The 15710-nt window shown below is 71.7% G+C and carries 12 protein-coding genes and 1 pseudogene; 6 read left to right on the top strand and 7 right to left on the bottom strand.

Annotated features, from left to right (window positions below; translation table 11 throughout):
* Positions 1–10: 10 nt before the first annotated feature.
* Positions 11–1519 (bottom strand): hypothetical protein, encoded by a 1509-nt coding sequence (locus tag IG99_RS35910; protein ID WP_037681769.1) that lies wholly within the window; start codon positions 1517–1519, stop codon positions 11–13.
* A gap of 204 nt (positions 1520–1723) precedes the next feature.
* Between IG99_RS35910 and IG99_RS35915 the strand changes: the two genes are divergently transcribed.
* Complete coding sequence (locus tag IG99_RS35915) at positions 1724–3214, top strand: family 43 glycosylhydrolase (protein ID WP_037681770.1); 1491 nt, start codon at positions 1724–1726, stop codon at positions 3212–3214.
* Positions 3215–3292: 78 nt separating this feature from the next.
* Positions 3293–4714, top strand: a complete 1422-nt coding sequence (locus tag IG99_RS35920; RefSeq protein WP_037681838.1) for a family 43 glycosylhydrolase — start codon at positions 3293–3295, stop codon at positions 4712–4714.
* A 43-nt stretch (positions 4715–4757) separates the two neighbouring features.
* Here the strand turns inward: IG99_RS35920 and IG99_RS35925 are convergent, their stop codons facing one another.
* The 4 genes and pseudogenes from IG99_RS35925 to IG99_RS46515 form a co-directional block, all read right to left on the bottom strand.
* Complete coding sequence (locus IG99_RS35925; protein WP_037681772.1) at positions 4758–5975, bottom strand: glycosyltransferase; 1218 nt, start codon at positions 5973–5975, stop codon at positions 4758–4760.
* A gap of 28 nt (positions 5976–6003) precedes the next feature.
* A complete protein-coding gene (locus tag IG99_RS35930) occupies positions 6004–6606 on the bottom strand; it encodes a D-glycero-alpha-D-manno-heptose-1,7-bisphosphate 7-phosphatase (protein WP_037681774.1) in 603 nt (200 codons plus the stop codon).
* Positions 6603–7604 carry a glycosyltransferase family 2 protein gene (locus tag IG99_RS35935; RefSeq protein WP_037681776.1) on the bottom strand — a complete coding sequence of 334 codons (1002 nt, stop codon included), beginning with the start codon at positions 7602–7604 and terminating at the stop codon, positions 6603–6605. Before IG99_RS35935 ends, IG99_RS35930 begins: the two co-directional genes overlap by 4 nt.
* Positions 7601–7906, bottom strand: a pseudogene (locus IG99_RS46515) (carbamoyltransferase C-terminal domain-containing protein); the annotation flags it as partial. The gene IG99_RS35935 and the pseudogene IG99_RS46515, both read right to left, overlap by 4 nt.
* Positions 7907–8246: 340 nt before the next feature.
* On the opposite strand from IG99_RS46515, the gene IG99_RS35945 reads away from it, so the two are divergent.
* The 4 genes from IG99_RS35945 to IG99_RS35960 all read left to right on the top strand — a co-directional run bounded on the left by IG99_RS35945 (position 8247) and on the right by IG99_RS35960 (position 11437).
* Positions 8247–9026, top strand: a complete 780-nt coding sequence (locus IG99_RS35945; protein WP_037681779.1) for a polysaccharide deacetylase family protein — start codon at positions 8247–8249, stop codon at positions 9024–9026.
* A 68-nt stretch (positions 9027–9094) separates the two neighbouring features.
* Positions 9095–9535 carry an SRPBCC family protein gene (locus tag IG99_RS35950; RefSeq protein ID WP_037681780.1) on the top strand — a complete coding sequence of 147 codons (441 nt, stop codon included), beginning with the start codon at positions 9095–9097 and terminating at the stop codon, positions 9533–9535.
* The gene (locus IG99_RS44475; protein WP_063768374.1) at positions 9535–10251 is read left to right on the top strand and encodes a class I SAM-dependent methyltransferase; all 717 of its coding nucleotides are present in this window, start codon (positions 9535–9537) and stop codon (positions 10249–10251) included. Before IG99_RS35950 ends, IG99_RS44475 begins: the two co-directional genes overlap by 1 nt.
* On the top strand, positions 10166–11437 hold the full coding sequence (locus IG99_RS35960; RefSeq protein ID WP_037681781.1) for a lanthionine synthetase LanC family protein: 1272 nt from the start codon (positions 10166–10168) through the stop codon (positions 11435–11437). Before IG99_RS44475 ends, IG99_RS35960 begins: the two co-directional genes overlap by 86 nt.
* Here the strand turns inward: IG99_RS35960 and IG99_RS35965 are convergent.
* Together IG99_RS35965 and IG99_RS35970 are read right to left on the bottom strand one after the other, a co-directional pair.
* Entirely contained in the window at positions 11419–12267 is an 849-nt protein-coding gene (locus IG99_RS35965) for a hypothetical protein (protein ID WP_037681845.1), read from the bottom strand. The two genes, IG99_RS35960 and IG99_RS35965, sit on opposite strands and share 19 nt — an antisense overlap.
* A gap of 25 nt (positions 12268–12292) precedes the next feature.
* Positions 12293–15691 carry a WD40 repeat domain-containing protein gene (locus tag IG99_RS35970; protein ID WP_037681782.1) on the bottom strand — a complete coding sequence of 1133 codons (3399 nt, stop codon included), beginning with the start codon at positions 15689–15691 and terminating at the stop codon, positions 12293–12295.
* Positions 15692–15710: the final 19 nt, after the last annotated feature.

Genomic DNA, 15710 nt, shown 5'->3' on the forward strand with positions numbered 1-15710 from the left:
AGGGTCGGGGTCACCCGTCCCGCAGCACGAAGGGGGCCACGTACGCGGTGAGTCCGCCCGCCTTCCGGGCCGGCCAGGTACGGGCGTGGGCGGGTGGGCGCTCGCCGGGTTCGGTGAGGACGGCGACCGGAGTGCCGTGGGCGGCCCGCACCAGGCCGGCCGCGGTGATGCTGGTGTCGTGGCCGCGGGGCTGCCGGGAGGCGCAGCCGGCGTAGTAGGCGATCGGGACGGCCTCGTGCCCGGAGAGGACGCAGGGTGGACGTACGCCGAGGCGGTGCAGGTCGGCGGCGGTGCGGGCCCAGTCGCGGTGGGCGGCGGTGGTGCGGTGCACGGTGCGTTCCAGGACCGCGAACTGGACGGTGAGGTGCCCGGCGAGCGCCAGCACCAGTGCGGTCACGACGACGGTACGCCGGATTCCGTGCGCCGCGGGCACCAGGTGGACGAGGGCGTCGGCGACGGGGAGGGCCAGCAGCGCGTAGGCGGGGAGCAGGAAGCGGGGAGCCGCGTAGCCGATCAGGAGGAGGTAGGGGACGGCGGCCGCGGCGGCGCAGGCGAGGGGCAGGAGGGTGGGTGCCGCGCGCCGGGCCCGGACCGCGACGATCAGCCCGACCACGGCGAGGGCGGGCAGCAGGAACCACCACGCCGTGATCGCCGGGTGCGCCATCGCGCCGGTGCAGGGGCGGCAGAGGGTGCGCCCGTCCAGGCTGCGCAGCTGGTCGTCGAAGGCGAGTTGCCAGCCGAGTCCGCCCTGGATCCTGGAGGCGTCGGACAACCGCCGGGCCAGGCCGCCGTAGTCGGTGTAGGCCTCGACCACCCATGGGGCCGCCCCGGCGGCCAGGCCGAGGAGCAGGGCCGCGAGCAGCCCGGGTCGCCGCCATCGCCGTACCGCGACCGTGAGGGCGAGCAGGGGCAGGGCGGTCCAGGCCGCGTCCATGGGGCGCATCCCGGCCATCAGGGCCGCCCCGGCGAAGACACCCCAGGGGGCCACCCGGCCGCCTGGGTCGGCCCCGGCGCGCAGGACGCAGCCGGAGCAGATCAGGGCGCCGAACGCCACCCAGAGGTTCGGCATGGCCTGCGGGCCGTAGAAGAGCGTGATCCACAGCGTGGCGAACAGGGTGCCGCCGAGTGCGACGACCCGAGTGGGGAACAGGCCGCGCCAGACGCGTAACGCGAGGAACAGGGCGAGGCCGGACAGCAGCGCCAGGTAGATCCGCAGCAGGGGTGTGGAGGACGACCAGGCGGCGACCGGGGCCACGAGTAACGGCACCCCGCGGGCGCGGGGCGCGCTGAAGAAGGCGGCGGGGGCGTGGTCGGCGACCTGGCTGACGTAGACCGACTCGTCCCAGCCGAGGCCCATGCCGGGGCGGACTAGCACGAGTTGGGCCAGGGTGAAGCCGACGGCGACCAGGGCGAGCCACCGGTCGCGCCAGGCGTGCCAGTAACGCCGGTGGGGGTGGGTGGCGGCGGGTTTACCGGGGTGCCGGGTGCCGGCCGGGGTGGTGCCTACGCCGTGAGCCATCCGTCTGTGTCGCCTCTCGTCGCCGCTCTCCGCGTCTCCTCCGCAACACGCTGGACGAACGCGCGGACAACGGCTGCTGGGACAGGCCCGAATGGCTCAGAAGTCACCCCTGTGTCGAAACCATTGACGCGAACTTATGCGACCCATATCTTCTGGCCGAAGTTACGAACTACGTTCGAAATCACGGACAAGGGACGGTCCTGTATGTCGCGGATGCGCGGTCGCAGACCCCTGATCATCTGGGTGCTCGCCCTCTTCGTCGCCCTCGTGGCGTCGACCCAGCCGGTGTCCGCGGCCGACGGCCGCCCGTACACCAACCCCCTGAAGTCGTCGAAGGGCGCCGACCCCTGGCTGGAGTACTACGACGGCAACTACTACCTGGTCACCACCACGTTCACCGGCATCCTCGGCATACGGAAGTCGCCGACCCTGGCGGGTCTGGCCACCGCGCCCAACGTGCAGGTGTGGTCGGACACCACGCCCACCCGCAACACCAACATCTGGGCGCCGGAGATCCACCAGTTCAACGGCCACTGGTACCTGTACTACTCGGCCGGCCAGAGCGGTGTCTCCTGCTGCGACTCGCAGCGCACGCACGTTCTGGAGAGCGCCGGCACCGACCCGCTGGGCCCCTACACCTACAAGGGCTCGCTCACCGGCTCCAACCTCACGCCGGGCGGCTGGCTGATCGACGCGACCGTGCTGCAGGCCAACAGCAAGCTCTATCTCGTCGGCAGCGGTTTCATCAACGGCAGCAAGCAGAGCCTGGTCATCGCGCCGATGAGCAACCCGTACACCCTGGCGAGCAACACCTTCACCGTGATCTCCAGCCCCACGCTGAGCTGGGAGACCTCGGGCGGCGCGGTCAACGAGGGGCCGGAACCGCTGTACCACGACGGCCGGACGTTCCTGACCTTCTCCGCCAGCTTCTGCGGCACCCCCGACTACAAGCTCGGTCAGCTGGAGCTCACCGGCAGCGACCCGCTCGACCCCGCGTCCTGGACCAAGAAGCAGACGCCCGTCTTCCAGCGCAGTGACGCGAACAGCGTCTACGGCCCGGGCCACAACGGCTTCTTCACCTCGCCGGACGGCACCGAGAACTGGATCGTCTACCACGCCAACTCCGCCTCGAACGGCGGCTGCGGCAACGGTCGCACCACCAGGGCCCAGAAGTTCACCTGGAACGCCGACGGCACCCCGAACTTCGGCACGCCCGTCGCGCTCGGCACGTCACTGCCCGGGCCGTCCGGCGAGAGCGCGGCCACCCCGACCTCGTACACCCTCGTCAACCGCAACAGCGGCAAGTGCCTGGACCTCGACGGCGGCAACAGCGCCAACGGCACCAACATCTTCCAGTGGACCTGCACCGGCGGGGCCAACCAGAAGTGGCGGATCGAGGACCTCGCCGACGACACCAACCGGCTGGTGAACGTGGCCACCGGAGGCGTGATGGACACGGCGTCCTGCTCCACGGCAGACGGCGCCGACATCCAGCAGTGGTCCTGGCTCAACAACAAGTGCCAGCGCTACCGCCTGGTGTTCACCGCGAGCGGCGACTACGTGCGCATCGTCAACGAGAACAGCGGCAAGGTCGCCGACGTGGCCAACTGCGGCACCGCGAACGGCACCGACGTACGGCAGTGGGCGTGGCTGAACAACACCTGCCAGCAGTGGAAGCTCGTGCCCACCACCTGATCGCTCCCCTCTGATCTCGCTCCGCTCTCCCCTCTGATCTGGAGAACCCCCTTGAGACGCAACGCCGTCCGGCTGCTCATGGCCGTCCTGGTGGCCGTCGCCGCCGCCCTCGTCGGCCCGGCCTCCCCCGCTCAGGCCGCCGTGCCCGACTCCCCCGCCGTGACCTACACCAACCCGATCGCCGAGAAGCGCGCCGATCCGCACATCTTCAAGCACACCGACGGCTACTACTACTTCACCGCGACCGTCCCCGAGTACGACCGCATCGTGCTGCGCCGGGCCACGACCATCCAGGGCCTGTCGACGGCCCCGGAGGTCACCATCTGGACCAAGCACTCCAGCGGTGTGATGGGCGCCCACATCTGGGCACCGGAGATCCACTTCATCGACGGCAAGTGGTACGTGTACTTCGCGGCCGGCGCCACCAACGACATCTGGGCGATCCGGATGTACGTCCTCGAGGGCACCGGCGCCAACCCGCTCACCGCGACCTGGACCGAGAAGGGCCAGATCAAGACGACGTGGGAGAGCTTCTCCCTGGACTCCACCACGTTCGTCGTGGGCGGTGTCCGCTACCTGGCCTGGGCACAGCGCAACCCGGCCGAGAACAACAACACGTCCCTGTTCATCGCGAAGATGGCCAACCCCTGGACGATCACCGGTACTCCGGCGGAGATCTCGCAGCCCACGCTGTCGTGGGAGACGGTCGGCTACAAGGTCAACGAGGGCCCGGCGGTGATCCAGCACGGCGGCAAGGTCTTCATGACCTACTCGGCGAGCGCAACCGACGCCAACTACTGCCTGGGCATGCTGACCGCCTCGGCGAGCGCCGACCTGACCAACCCGGCGTCCTGGACGAAGGGTTCGCAGCCGGTGTTCAAGACCAGCGCCGCGACCTCGCAGTACGGTCCGGGCCACAACTCCTTCACCGTCTCCGAGGACGGAAAGTCGGACATCCTCGTCTACCACGACCGCAGCTACAAGGACATCACCGGCGACCCGCTCAACGACCCCAACCGCCGCACCCGCGTGCAGAAGGTGTACTGGAAGGCCGACGGCACGCCCGACTTCGGCATCCCGGTCGCCGACGGCGTCACCCCGCAGCGGTTCTCGTCGTACAACTTCGCCGACCGCTTCATCCGGCACTGGGAGTTCCGCGCCAAGATCGAGGCCAACGTCTCCCCGCTCGCGGACTCGCAGTTCCGGGTCGTGACCGGGCTGACCGGCAGCGGCACGGTGTCGCTGGAGTCGGCCAACTTCCCGGGCTACTTCCTGCGGAGCAAGAACGGCGAGGTGTGGGTGGAGAAGAACGACGGCACCGCGCAGTTCGCGTCCGACGCCACCTTCTACCGGCGTGCCGGTCTGGCCGACTCCGCCGGGGTCTCCTACGAGTCGTACGGCACCGCCGGACGCTACATCCGCCACTACGACTACCTGCTGTACGTACAGACGCCGAGCACGACCCTCGACAAGGCGGACGCGACGTTCTACGCCCAGTGACCCTCTGGTGAAAACGGTGCCCCGGGGACGCCCCGGGGCACCGTCACGCCACCTGGGAGGGCGGCGCGTGGCCCACGGCGACCTGCCGGTAGACGTGTTCCACGCCGTCCGCGACGCGCTGCCAGGTGTAGCGGGCGAGGACCCGCTCGCGCCCCGCCTCGCCGTAGCGGTGGCGCAGTTCGTCGTCGGCGAGCAGCACGCGGACGGCGGAGGCGATCGCCGGGATGTCGTCGGGCGGCACCAGCCGTCCCGTGCGCCGGTCGGCCACGGTGTCCCGGTGGCCGCCCACGTCGGTGGCGACGACGGGCACCCCGCACGCCATCGCCTCCAACGGCACCATGCCGAAGGGCTCGTACGCCGGTGCGCACACGACCGCGTCGGCGCTGCCGATCAGCGCGGGCATCCGGTCCGGCTCCACGGCGCCGAGCAGCCGCACCCGGTCGGCCACCCCCACCTGGTCGGCCAGCCGCAGCAGGTGTTCCGCCTCGGGGTCGGTCTCCACCAGGTCGGCGGGCGGTCCCCCCGCGACGAGGAGTTCGGCGTCGGGGATCTCGGCGAGGGCGCGGACGGCACGGTCGTAGCCCTTGGGGCGCACCAGGCGGCCGCAGGCGAGCAGTCGGTGCCGCCGCTGCCGTTCCGGCACGCCGGGGTCATGCGCGCCGGGGTGGAAGCGGTCGATGTCCACTCCGCACGGCACGACGGACACGTGCCGGGGCGGTACGCCCATGCCGGTCAGCTCGTACACCTCGTCGGTACTGGTCGCCAGGACCCGCCCGCAGCTGCGGCCCGACTCCCGCTCGGAGCCGACGCGTTCGTAAGGGCTGGTGTCCCGTCGGCCCTGGTGACGGCGTTCGACGGTGCCGAGGGAGTGGAAGGTCTGCACGACGGGGATGCCGTGCGGGTGCGCGCCGGTGCGCGCGGCCACGCCGGACATCCAGAAGTGGGCGTGCACGACGTCGGGCCGTTCGTGGTCCCAGGCGCGCGCGAGATGGGCGCCGAAGCCCGTCATGTACGGGTAGAGGTCGTCCCTGGGGAGGAGGTCGGGCGGCCCTGCCGGCACATGGTCCACGACGCCGCCGCCCGGCAGGGGCACCCGGTCGGGCAGGTCGGTGGAGTCGCGCCGGGTGTGGACGGTGACCTCGTGGCCGCGCCGCGTCAGTTCCTCGGTGAGGCGGGCGACGTACACGTTCTGGCCGCCGGCGTCGGTGCCTCCGGGTGCGGCGAGCGGACTCGCGTGCTCGGACACCATGGCGATCCTCATCGGGTCGACTCCTCGTGGTGGGTGGGGTTCACCGGCGCCTTCCGTCTTCCTGTTCGTGGTTGTACGCCGCCTCGAGGGGCCGCTCGTCGGCGATGACGTGCCCGCGCGGCGGCCCGGTCAGCAGCACCGCGCGGACGGCGGTCAGCAGGTCCGGCGCGACGTGCTCGGCGGCCGCCGTCTCCTCCGGTGGCGTGTGCGGTGTCGGTACGAGGACGCCGTGGGCGCCGGCCCGGCGGGCGGCCTCGACGTCGGAGACCCGGCCGCTGATGACGACGGTCCCCTCCGGCCCGGTGCACACCCGTCCGGCGGCCCACAGCAGCAGACCGGGCTCGGGGCTGCGGCAGTGGCAGCCGTCGTCGGGCCCGTGGGGGCAGACGCCCCGCACGTCGAAGGGGCCGAGGAGTTCGTCGACACGGGCGTCGACCCGGCGCACGTCGGCCTCGGTGAGGGTGCCGCGCGCGACGCCCGGCTGGTGGGTGAGGAACCCGGTGGCCAGGCCCTGGTGTCGCAGCAGTTCCAGGGCCTCGCGGGCACCGTCGGTGGGGCGGACGCGCTGGGGGTCGGCGTTGTCGGGGACGTCCTCGACCAGGGTGCCGTCGCGGTCGAACAGCACGGCTCGCACGCGGCTCACGGCGTCACCTCCCGCCAGGGCGCACTCCCGCGGTGCCGCCACAGACCCCGCAGCCAGTGCCAGGTGGCCACGGGCGGGATGAGCACGCTGCTGGCGAGCATGGTGTCGACCTCGTGGCGGGTGCGCGGGCCGGGCTCGATGCGTGCCCACGCGAGTTCGGCGGTCCCGGCGGCCCAGATCAGCCCGGCCGTGAAGGCCTCCCGGCGGCGCCCCGCCGCGGCGAGCGCGCAGGCCGCCGCGCCCGCGGCGGTGATGGCGAGGTGGCTGCGCAGCCGGCCGCGCGGGGCAAGGGCCCGGTGCCACCAGTCGGGTCCGTGCAGGCTCCGCATGAGCGCGTCGTCGACATTGCCGCGCTGGGCGCGCAGCGAGACCCATCGGCCGGTGGGCCGCACCGGGTGCAGGCTGGTGCGCCGGCCCTGCCGGATCCGCCAGCCGGCGTCGAGGACGCGCAGCGCGAGGTCGGCGTCCTCGCGGTAGGCGCGCCGGAAACGTTCGTCGAAGCCGCCGACCTGTTTGAGTGCCTCGGTGCGGTACGCCATGTCGGCGGTGATCCAGCGGGCCCGTGCGAGTCCCGCGGTGCCGCGTTCCCAGTCGGTGGGCCGGCGCTCGTCGGGCAGCGGTACCGCGAGCACACCCTGGACGCCCGCGGTGTCGGGGGACGCCTCGGTGAGGTCGTGGGCGAGTTGGTCGCACCAGTGCGGGCCGCACTGCACGTCGTCGTCGAGGAACACGATCCACGGCGAGGTGGCCGCGCGCAGGCCTGTGTTGCGGGCCGCGGCGGGACCGCGGCCGTCGCTGTGCAGCACGGTGGTGCGTGCGCGCAGGTCGCCGAGGACGCTCAACGGGTGCTCCAGCGGGCCCGGTTCGGGGTCGGGCCGGTCGTCGACGAGGATGATCTCCTCGGGGCGCGGGCCGGTCGCCGCGGCCAGCGCGGCGAGGCAGTCGGCGAGCGTGTCGCGCGCGAGGGTGGGGATGACCACGGAGTAGGCCCTGTTCATGCGTACGCCCTTCCCCTGCGCACCGCGTACGGTCCGATGGCGAGCAGGTCCACGGGCGCGGAGGCGAAGAACTCGAGGGCGTCGCGCGGATCGTCGGCCATGGGCCGTCCGGCGGTGTCGAGGCTGGTGTTGACGACGACGGGCAGTCCGGTGCGCCGTTCGAAGGCGGCCGGCATCCGGGCCACGAGGGGTTCCTGCCGTTCCTCGACGGTCTGGACGCGGGCGGTGCCGTCCACGTGCACGACGGCGGGGATGCGCTCGCGCCGCGGGCTGGGCAGTGGTCCGGCGAAGAGTTCGGGGGCGCCGCTCGTGTACTCCTGGCACAGCGGGTCCCAGGGGTCGTGCAGGCCCGGCTCGTGGGCGGGCCGGGCGCGAGCCGGGTCGAAGGAGTACGTCCAGGGCAGGAGGCGCTTGCCGTACTTGCGGCGGTTGAAGCGTTCCTCCTCGGCGGCCGCCGTGACGCGCCCGTCGACGACGAGGGCGGCGGCCGGGTCGTGGAACAGGGCGTTGATGCCGAGGATGCGCATGGTGACGCGGGTGCCGCGCGGCGGGCTGTCTCAAACGCTCGGACACGACGTGGTGGCAAGCTGGGACAAAAAGCAACTATATACTCAATATATACTCACTGTGTATAGTCCGGGCATGCCTTCTCCGACCAAGAAGACGAAGAACACGGGGACCTCGTTCCGTATCGCCGCGAAGATCTGCGGGGCCGTCGGCCTGGCCCTGGCGCTCACCGGCTGCGCGGGCGTGGACACCACCGCGCCGAGCGCCGCCCGCGCCGCGACCGCCCAGGCCCGTTTCGGGACCGTCGACTGCCGCCAGGCCAAGTGCATCGCGCTGACCTTCGACGCCGGGCCGAGCGAACACTCCGCCCGCCTGCTGGACATCCTGAAGGAGAGACAGGTCCCGGCGACCTTCTTCCTGCTGGGCAAACGCCACATGGTGAAGTACCCGGAGCTCGTCAGACGCATGGCCGACGAGGGCCACGAGGTCGCCAGCCACACCTGGGACCACAAGATCCTCACGCACCTGAAGCCCGAGGAGATACGCGAGGAACTGGAACGCCCCAACGCGGAGATACAGCGCCTCACCGGCCGCCGCCCCACCCTGATGCGCCCGCCGCAGGGCCGCACCAACGACACCGTGCACGAGATATGCCGCGAGCTGGGCCTCTCGGAGGTCCTGTGGAGCGTGACCGCCAAGGACTACACCACGACCGACTCCGCCCTGATCCAGAAGCGCGTCCTCGCGCACGCCACCCGGGACGGGATCATCCTGCTGCACGACATCTACGACGGAACCGTGCCGGCGGTGCCCGGGATCATCGACGCGCTGAAGGAACGCGGGTACGTGTTCGTGACCGTCCCGCAGCTGCTGGCGCCCGGCAGGGCGGAGCCGGGGAAGGTGTACCGGCCCTGACGTACGGGGCGTGACGTACGCGCCGTGACGTACCGGGCTCGATGTACCGGGCCGCCTAGAATTCACATGTGGTCACCTTCCTCCTGGAACGCACGGCACCGCTCCCGCTCGACGAGGCCTGGCGCAGGCTCACGGAGTGGCCCCGGCACGGCGACGTGGTCCCGCTGACCCGCGTCACCGTGGTGACTCCCCCGCCGACGGCCGCGGGCACGGTGGTCGTGGCCCGCTCCAGCCTCGGCCCGCTCTCCTTCGACGACCGGATGGAGGTCACCGTGTGGGACCCGCCGGCCGACGGCGGGCCAGGGCGCTGCCGGCTGGAGAAGCGGGGCCGTGTCGTCCTGGGCTGGGCCGAGATCGAGGTCCGTCCCGGCCCGGGCGGCCGGACGCGCGTGGTGTGGCGCGAGGAGATCGGTGTCCGCTTCCTGCCCGCCCCCTTCGACCCGGCCCTGCGGACGGCGGCGCGCTCGGTGTTCGGACGGGCGGTCGACTCGCTCCTCCGGCGCCCCTGATGCCCGTCGAACGGGTCCACTGGGAGGACCACTTCGCCGCCGGACACGGTTTTCTGACCGCGGACGACCACGAACTCCGCCTGCTCGCCGAGGCGGTGGGCCCACCCGCCCCGCACGCCCGCGCCCTGGACATCGGCTGCGGCCTGGGCGCGTACGCGGCCGCCCTGGCCCGTCTCGGCTACGACGCCCTCGCCGTCGACTGGGCCGACGCCGCGGTGGCCGCGACCCGCGACCGTTACGCCGGCCTCCAGCCCCGACTGCGCGCCCGCCGACTGGACTTCACCGACGACACCGAAGTGGAGTCCCTCCCCGCGCACTCCTTCCACCTCGTCACCATGCGTCTCGTCCTCGCCTTCCTCCCCGACAAGGCGGCGATCGCGGACCGCGTCCGCCGCCTGCTCACCCCGGACGGCGTGTGGCTCGTGACCTCCTCCCTCACCGGCCGGCTCCCCGAGGAACGCCGCCACATCGGCCTCACCCCGTCCGACGTGGCCGCCCTGACGGACGGCTGGGAACGGGGCCACTGGTACGACCTGGAACCGGGCGGCCTGCGCTGCTTCGTGCTGCGCGGACCAGACCACGGCCCGCCCCCGGTACGGGCGTTGGGAGGATCGTGCGAGAGTGGGCGCCGTGACGGCAGTCGAGAGCACGACCGTGGACGAGGCCGAGACGCTGGCGGAGGACGGGCTGCGGTGGTTGCTCGCGGCGGCGCGTGAGACCGAGGGCGGCGGCCTCGCCTGGCCGGCCGACCCCTCGGACGACGAGCTCGAACCGACGCTCTACGGCGGTACGGCCGGGATCGTCCCGACGCTCCTGGAGGCGCGCCGGCACTTCGGGGACGACTCCTACGGCGACACCGCCCTGTGCGCCGCCCGCGCCCTGGAGACTTTCGTCGAAGGCCTCGACGACGACTCCCTGTACTTCGGCCGCACCGGAGTGGCCCTCGCGCTGCGGGCCGTGCACGACGAACTCGGCGACCGCGCCGCCGGTGCCGCGGCCGACCACGCCCTGCGGCTGATCCGGTCACGGTTCGACGGAACACGCTGGGGCCCGCTGTTCGAGCTGATGGGCGGCAACGCGGGCATCGCCCTCGGCGCGCTGGCGGTCGGTGACCCCGAGCTCGCCGTCCTCGCACTGGAGCCATACCTGCGTACGGCGGAGAAGACCCCGGCGGGCGTCACCTGGGCCCACCGCCCCGACACCGAGTCACGCCTGTACCACATCTCGCACGGCGCGCTCGGCATCGTGTACGCGCTGGCCCACGTGGGCCGGGCGACCGGCCGCGCGGATCTCGTCGAGCTCGCCCTGGCCGGCGCGGCGAACGTCGTGGCCCACGACGAGGCCGGCCCGGACGGCTTCCTGGTCCCCCACTCCGACCCGCAGTACCGCCCCGACCGGATCGAACGCCACAGCTACGGCTGGTGCCACGGCCCGGCCGGAGACGCCCAGGTCTTCCGGCTGCTGCGGGACGTCTCGCGGGAGACCGCCCCCGCCTGGTCGGCCCTCGCCGACCGCTGCTGGCACACCGTGACCCACTCCGGTCTGCCCCGCCGGCTGCGCCCCGGCTTCTGGGACAACAACGGCCGCTGCTGCGGCACGGCGGGCGTCCTCGCGCTGGCCTGCGACCGCATCGCCGAACAGGACGACGCCCCCGGCTTCGCCCACACCCTCGTCACCGACCTCGCCTCCCGGGCCCTGCGGGACGCCGACGGCGCCCGCTGGTCCAACGTCGAACACCGCGCCACCCCGAGCGACCTCGAACCCCGTACCGGCTGGGCGATGGGCAACGCGGGCATCGTCCGCGAACTGCTCCGCTTCGTACGGCTGAGCCGCGGCGGCGACCCGGCGTACGCGTTCCCGTGGCCGGATCAGCCGCCGGTCGCTCACCGCGCCGGCAGGTAGGGCTCCAGGGCGTCGGCGACGGCCTGAGTGCGTAGGTACTTCTCCACGCCGTGAAAGGCGAACAGCCCGATGAGCTCCGGGAGATCGAGTTCAACTCCGTCGAAATACCGGCGCAGCGGCCGCAGCACCGCGACGGGATCACCTCGGTCCGCCACGTTCACCCAGCGGGCCACGCCCGGCGGACGAACGCCCTTGTTCGCGACCGGTTCCGGCTGGAGGCGGTGGAAGACGCCGTGCGGCAGGGCGAGGGGCGAGCCCAGGGTGATGAAGAGGTCGACACTCAGCTCGGGATGGGCGTGCAGGGCCTCGTAGGTCACCACGGTACCGAGGGAATGGGCGATGACCACCCGCGGCCGGTGCGTGGCGATCACGGAGGCGACCTCCTCGCGGGCCGCGTGGCGGGCCGGCGCGTCCGGCACGCGTACGTAGGCGGCGAGTTCGCGCAGCAGGTCGAGGCTGAAGATCCGCAGGCGAGGCCCGTCCAGGTCGAAGCGTTTCGCCACCATCTCCACGGCATGCCGCACGGGCACGAACAGGCGTCCCTGCACGGTGGCCTCAGGCAGGTCGAGGGCTTCCAGCCAGTGTCTCGCCAGTTCGGCCTCGGCCGGGGTGAGGTTGTCCAGGCCGTCGTACGAGCCCTGGGGCACCGGCAGGTCCCGCCACAAGTGGTGGGCGTAGTAGGCGAATGCCATGTCACCGTCGTCGAGCGGGCGGCCGAGACCTGCGGCGAGGTGTTCGGCCCACAGTGCGGCCTTCTGGGCGGCGACGCCTTCCGGGGAGTGGCCGGGATAGTAGTTCCTGATGCCGTGCACACCGACGATCAAGGACATGGAGGTGCCTCCGGAGTTCGTCACTTCAACAGGTCTCGACAGCCCAAGGGCGCAACGGCTGCAGATGCGGCGGGGGTTCCAGAGCGAGGACGGTGTCGGTGAGGGAGACGACCAGCGTGCCGTCCGTCGCCACCGCCAGCGTCCTCGGCATCTCCGGCAGACCCAGAACGTCCACCTGGGTGGCGGACTCCAGGTCCCAGACGCGGAGCGTGCGGTCGCCTCCGCCGGTGACCAGATGCGGACGGCCGCCAACGGAGGCGAGCGCCACACACCAGACCGGACGCTCATGTCCCGTCAGCACGCGCAGCTCCTTGGCCTCCTCCAGGTCCCAGACGCGCACCACACCGTCCTTTCCGCCGGTGACCGCATGCGAACGGCCACCCATCGATGCGAACGCCACACACATCACCGCACGCTCATGTCCCGTCAGCGCACGCGTCTCTTTCCCCTCCTCAAGGTCCCAGACGCGCACCACACCGTCCTCCCCACCGGTGACCGCATGAGGGCGGCCACCCAGTGACCCGGCCGCCACACATGACAGCGGGGCTCCTGTGTCGAGGAGCAGTTCGCCAAGGTGCCGGTCCCCGGACGGGTCCCACAGCACCAGCGATCCGGTGGCGCCGAGTTTCCACGTCCGCCGGTAGCCGCACAGGACCACGGACGGCCGGTCCCGTACGGTGGTCGCGGCCACTGCGACGAAGACGTGCTTGGTCTCCGTGCTCGCCTTCGGAGAGCGTGTGACCGGCAGGTCCCAGACGTTGAGACGTGATGCGCTGGCGCCCGACCTGTCGATGTGATGAACGGAGACGACAAGGCTGTCCAGGACGGTGCAGGTCGCGCTCCAGTCCTCGTCAAGGTGCCAGCGGTGGGCCCCACGCGCGACGACCTTGCCCTCCCGAAGATCCCAGACACGGACCACGCCGTCATCGGAAGCAGTGACAACGTGAGGCAGTCCGCCCAGGCTGACCGGAACAAGACCGGTGACCTCGGAAATCTCCTCGCCGACGCTCGGCACGGCGTCGACACCAGGGACGAACAAGAACGCTTCCCGCCTCGCGTCGTGCGGCGGCACGCGCCCGATCCGGTGAGCCAACCAGGAACCGCTGACGGTGAGGGCCAGTGACACCTCCTGCTCGCCTTTCTTGGCTGCGGCCAGGCTGAGGATCTGGCGGCGCTGGGAAGGCGATCGGTCGCGGTGGGCGCCGGCGGTGTCGACGTACACTCTTGCGAGCGGCATGAGACGGTGGGGGTTCCGCGCCCACTTCGGCAGCCAGGGTGAGCCGTCGAGTCGCAGCAGGAGTCGTTCCAGTAGCTCGGCGTCGGCGTGGACGACAAACTCCGTGTCCGCGAGGAGTTCGTCCAGCCTCCCGGCGTCGGCCGCGTGGTGTGCCGCGTGGCGCAGCAGGTACGGCTCGGCCGATGCCCAACGACGGGGTGTGCCGACCACAGTGAGCAGTCGCGTCCACACCGCTTCCGCGCCGCCGCCCGCCCGGGAGCGGAGTGTGTCGGCGAGGCCCTGGTGGAAGAGGCGGTACAACGCCTTGCCCTCGTCATCCATGCCGCGGCGCAGAAAGAAGCGTGCCGCGTCCAACGCCTGCCGGATCTGCTCGGACTGCGGCTCGCCGTCCCCGAAGGCCGCGGCGGTGGCCGTCACCACCTCTTCCGGCATGCCCGCGCCCTGGGCGAACGCCAAGGCGGAGAGAACGGCGGGCAGCCACGGAACATCGCGATGGTGCTTTCGATGCAGGTCGACGACGCCCAGCAGATCGCGGGGTACGGCCTCACAGATCCGTTCCACCTCGGCCGGGTCGTCCCGTACAGGCTGGTCCAGCACGTGCCGCACGTACAACGCGGCCACCAGGAACTCGCCGTACTCCGGCACTCTGCGCCGCACCAGTTCTCGAGCGATACCGTCCGCGAGCCGGCGGGCGGTCTCCCCGAGCTCGCTCTTCGCGTAGGGCCCCCGGACCGTCAGTACGCCGTACAGGTACATGCGTAACTCGTCGTACAGGCGGCTCCGGGGCACCTTGTCCAGGTCGACACGGTTCGGACCGACGAGGCGGAGCAGCCGCTTGAAACGGCGTCCCGGACGGACGCCGATCAACATCCGGCAAGCCCCGTCGAGTCGCAGTAGCGCCTCCGTCAGTTCCTCGGGGTACTCCGCCTCGTCGAGCGCGTCCAGGATCAGCACCCGCGGGCCGGTCGGGACGCGCAACGCGGAGACCACATCGTCCACTTGTCCGGTCCTGCCGAGCTTCCACTGGCTGCCCAATGCCTCCATCACCTCGGACACGGAACGCCCGCGCGCGTGCACGACGGCCAAATTCTGGACCTCGAGGGGCGGGTCCTCGAGCAGCCGCCACAGCCCCTCCGTCTTGTCCCGCAGGACTGGGTGTGCCGCGCAAACCAGGGCCCCGAGCAGCGCGGACTTGCCGGCACCCGGCTTGCCGGTCACCACTTGCACATCCTGGCCCTCTCCCCGCAGCCAGGCCGACAGGGTCCGGACTTCGTCGTTCCTGCCCCGGAAGAAGCCGTGATCGCCCGTCCGGAACACCGCCTCCGTACCGGAGGCACGGCCCGTGAAGTGGATCACGTCCGCCATCTCGTCGAGCAGAGCGGCAACCGTACGGTCGACGGCGGCGGCACCGGGGCGCGAACCGTCCCGTTCATGCGCCGGGTTCGGAAAGAACGTCAGATGAGGAAGGTCGGCGTACTTCAGGGCCGGCGGCGAGAACGTGACCGTCTGCGGATACCCGTCCACCGCATACCGCTGCACGAGATCGGCGACCTCTCGGCAGAACCGACCAATCGGAACGTGAGGGAGGGAGGGATGCCCATCGGCCTTCCCGTCGGCGAATCTCCGGAGCGCCTCGGTGACGGCCCGGGTCAGGCGACCGTCGTAGGTCTCCTGACCGATCCCGCCGGCAGCGATCACCCAGGCCCGTCGCTTCTCGACGTCCAGGTCGTACTGCCACTCCAGCCGTGCCGCCCCTCCGGCGAAGCACAGGTCCAGCAGGAACAGCACCTGCGGCGCGGACTCGGCCGGTTCCGCGTCCTCGACCCGCTTGATCCAGTACTCGATGTCATGGACGGTACGCTGCCCGTCCCCACCGATCGGGTAGATGCCGCCGCTGTTGGAGCCCACGGTGCCGTGGGCCAGGAGGTGCACCACGACGAACCCCGGACCGGCGGAAAGCACCGATTCGACAGCCCTCTCCAGGGCTTCCGCCGAGGTGGCGGGGTCCACGTCGGCGGCGTGCAGGCGGTAGCCGAGGCCTCCCAGGACGGTGCGAAGCTCCTCGGCACATCCGGGGGCGTACGTCAGCGGCAGCCGCCGGGGTGGGGAATCGTCCCTCAGGTCCGGTTGCGGGCCTTCGATCCCGACCACCAGCGCCCGGTGGCCCGGCAGGCGCTGCTCGTCCATGTCCCTGGCTCCCTCCCCC

This window comes from Streptomyces griseus subsp. griseus, assembly GCF_000720255.1.
GTDB classification, from domain to species: Bacteria; Actinomycetota; Actinomycetes; order Streptomycetales; family Streptomycetaceae; genus Streptomyces; species Streptomyces griseus_I.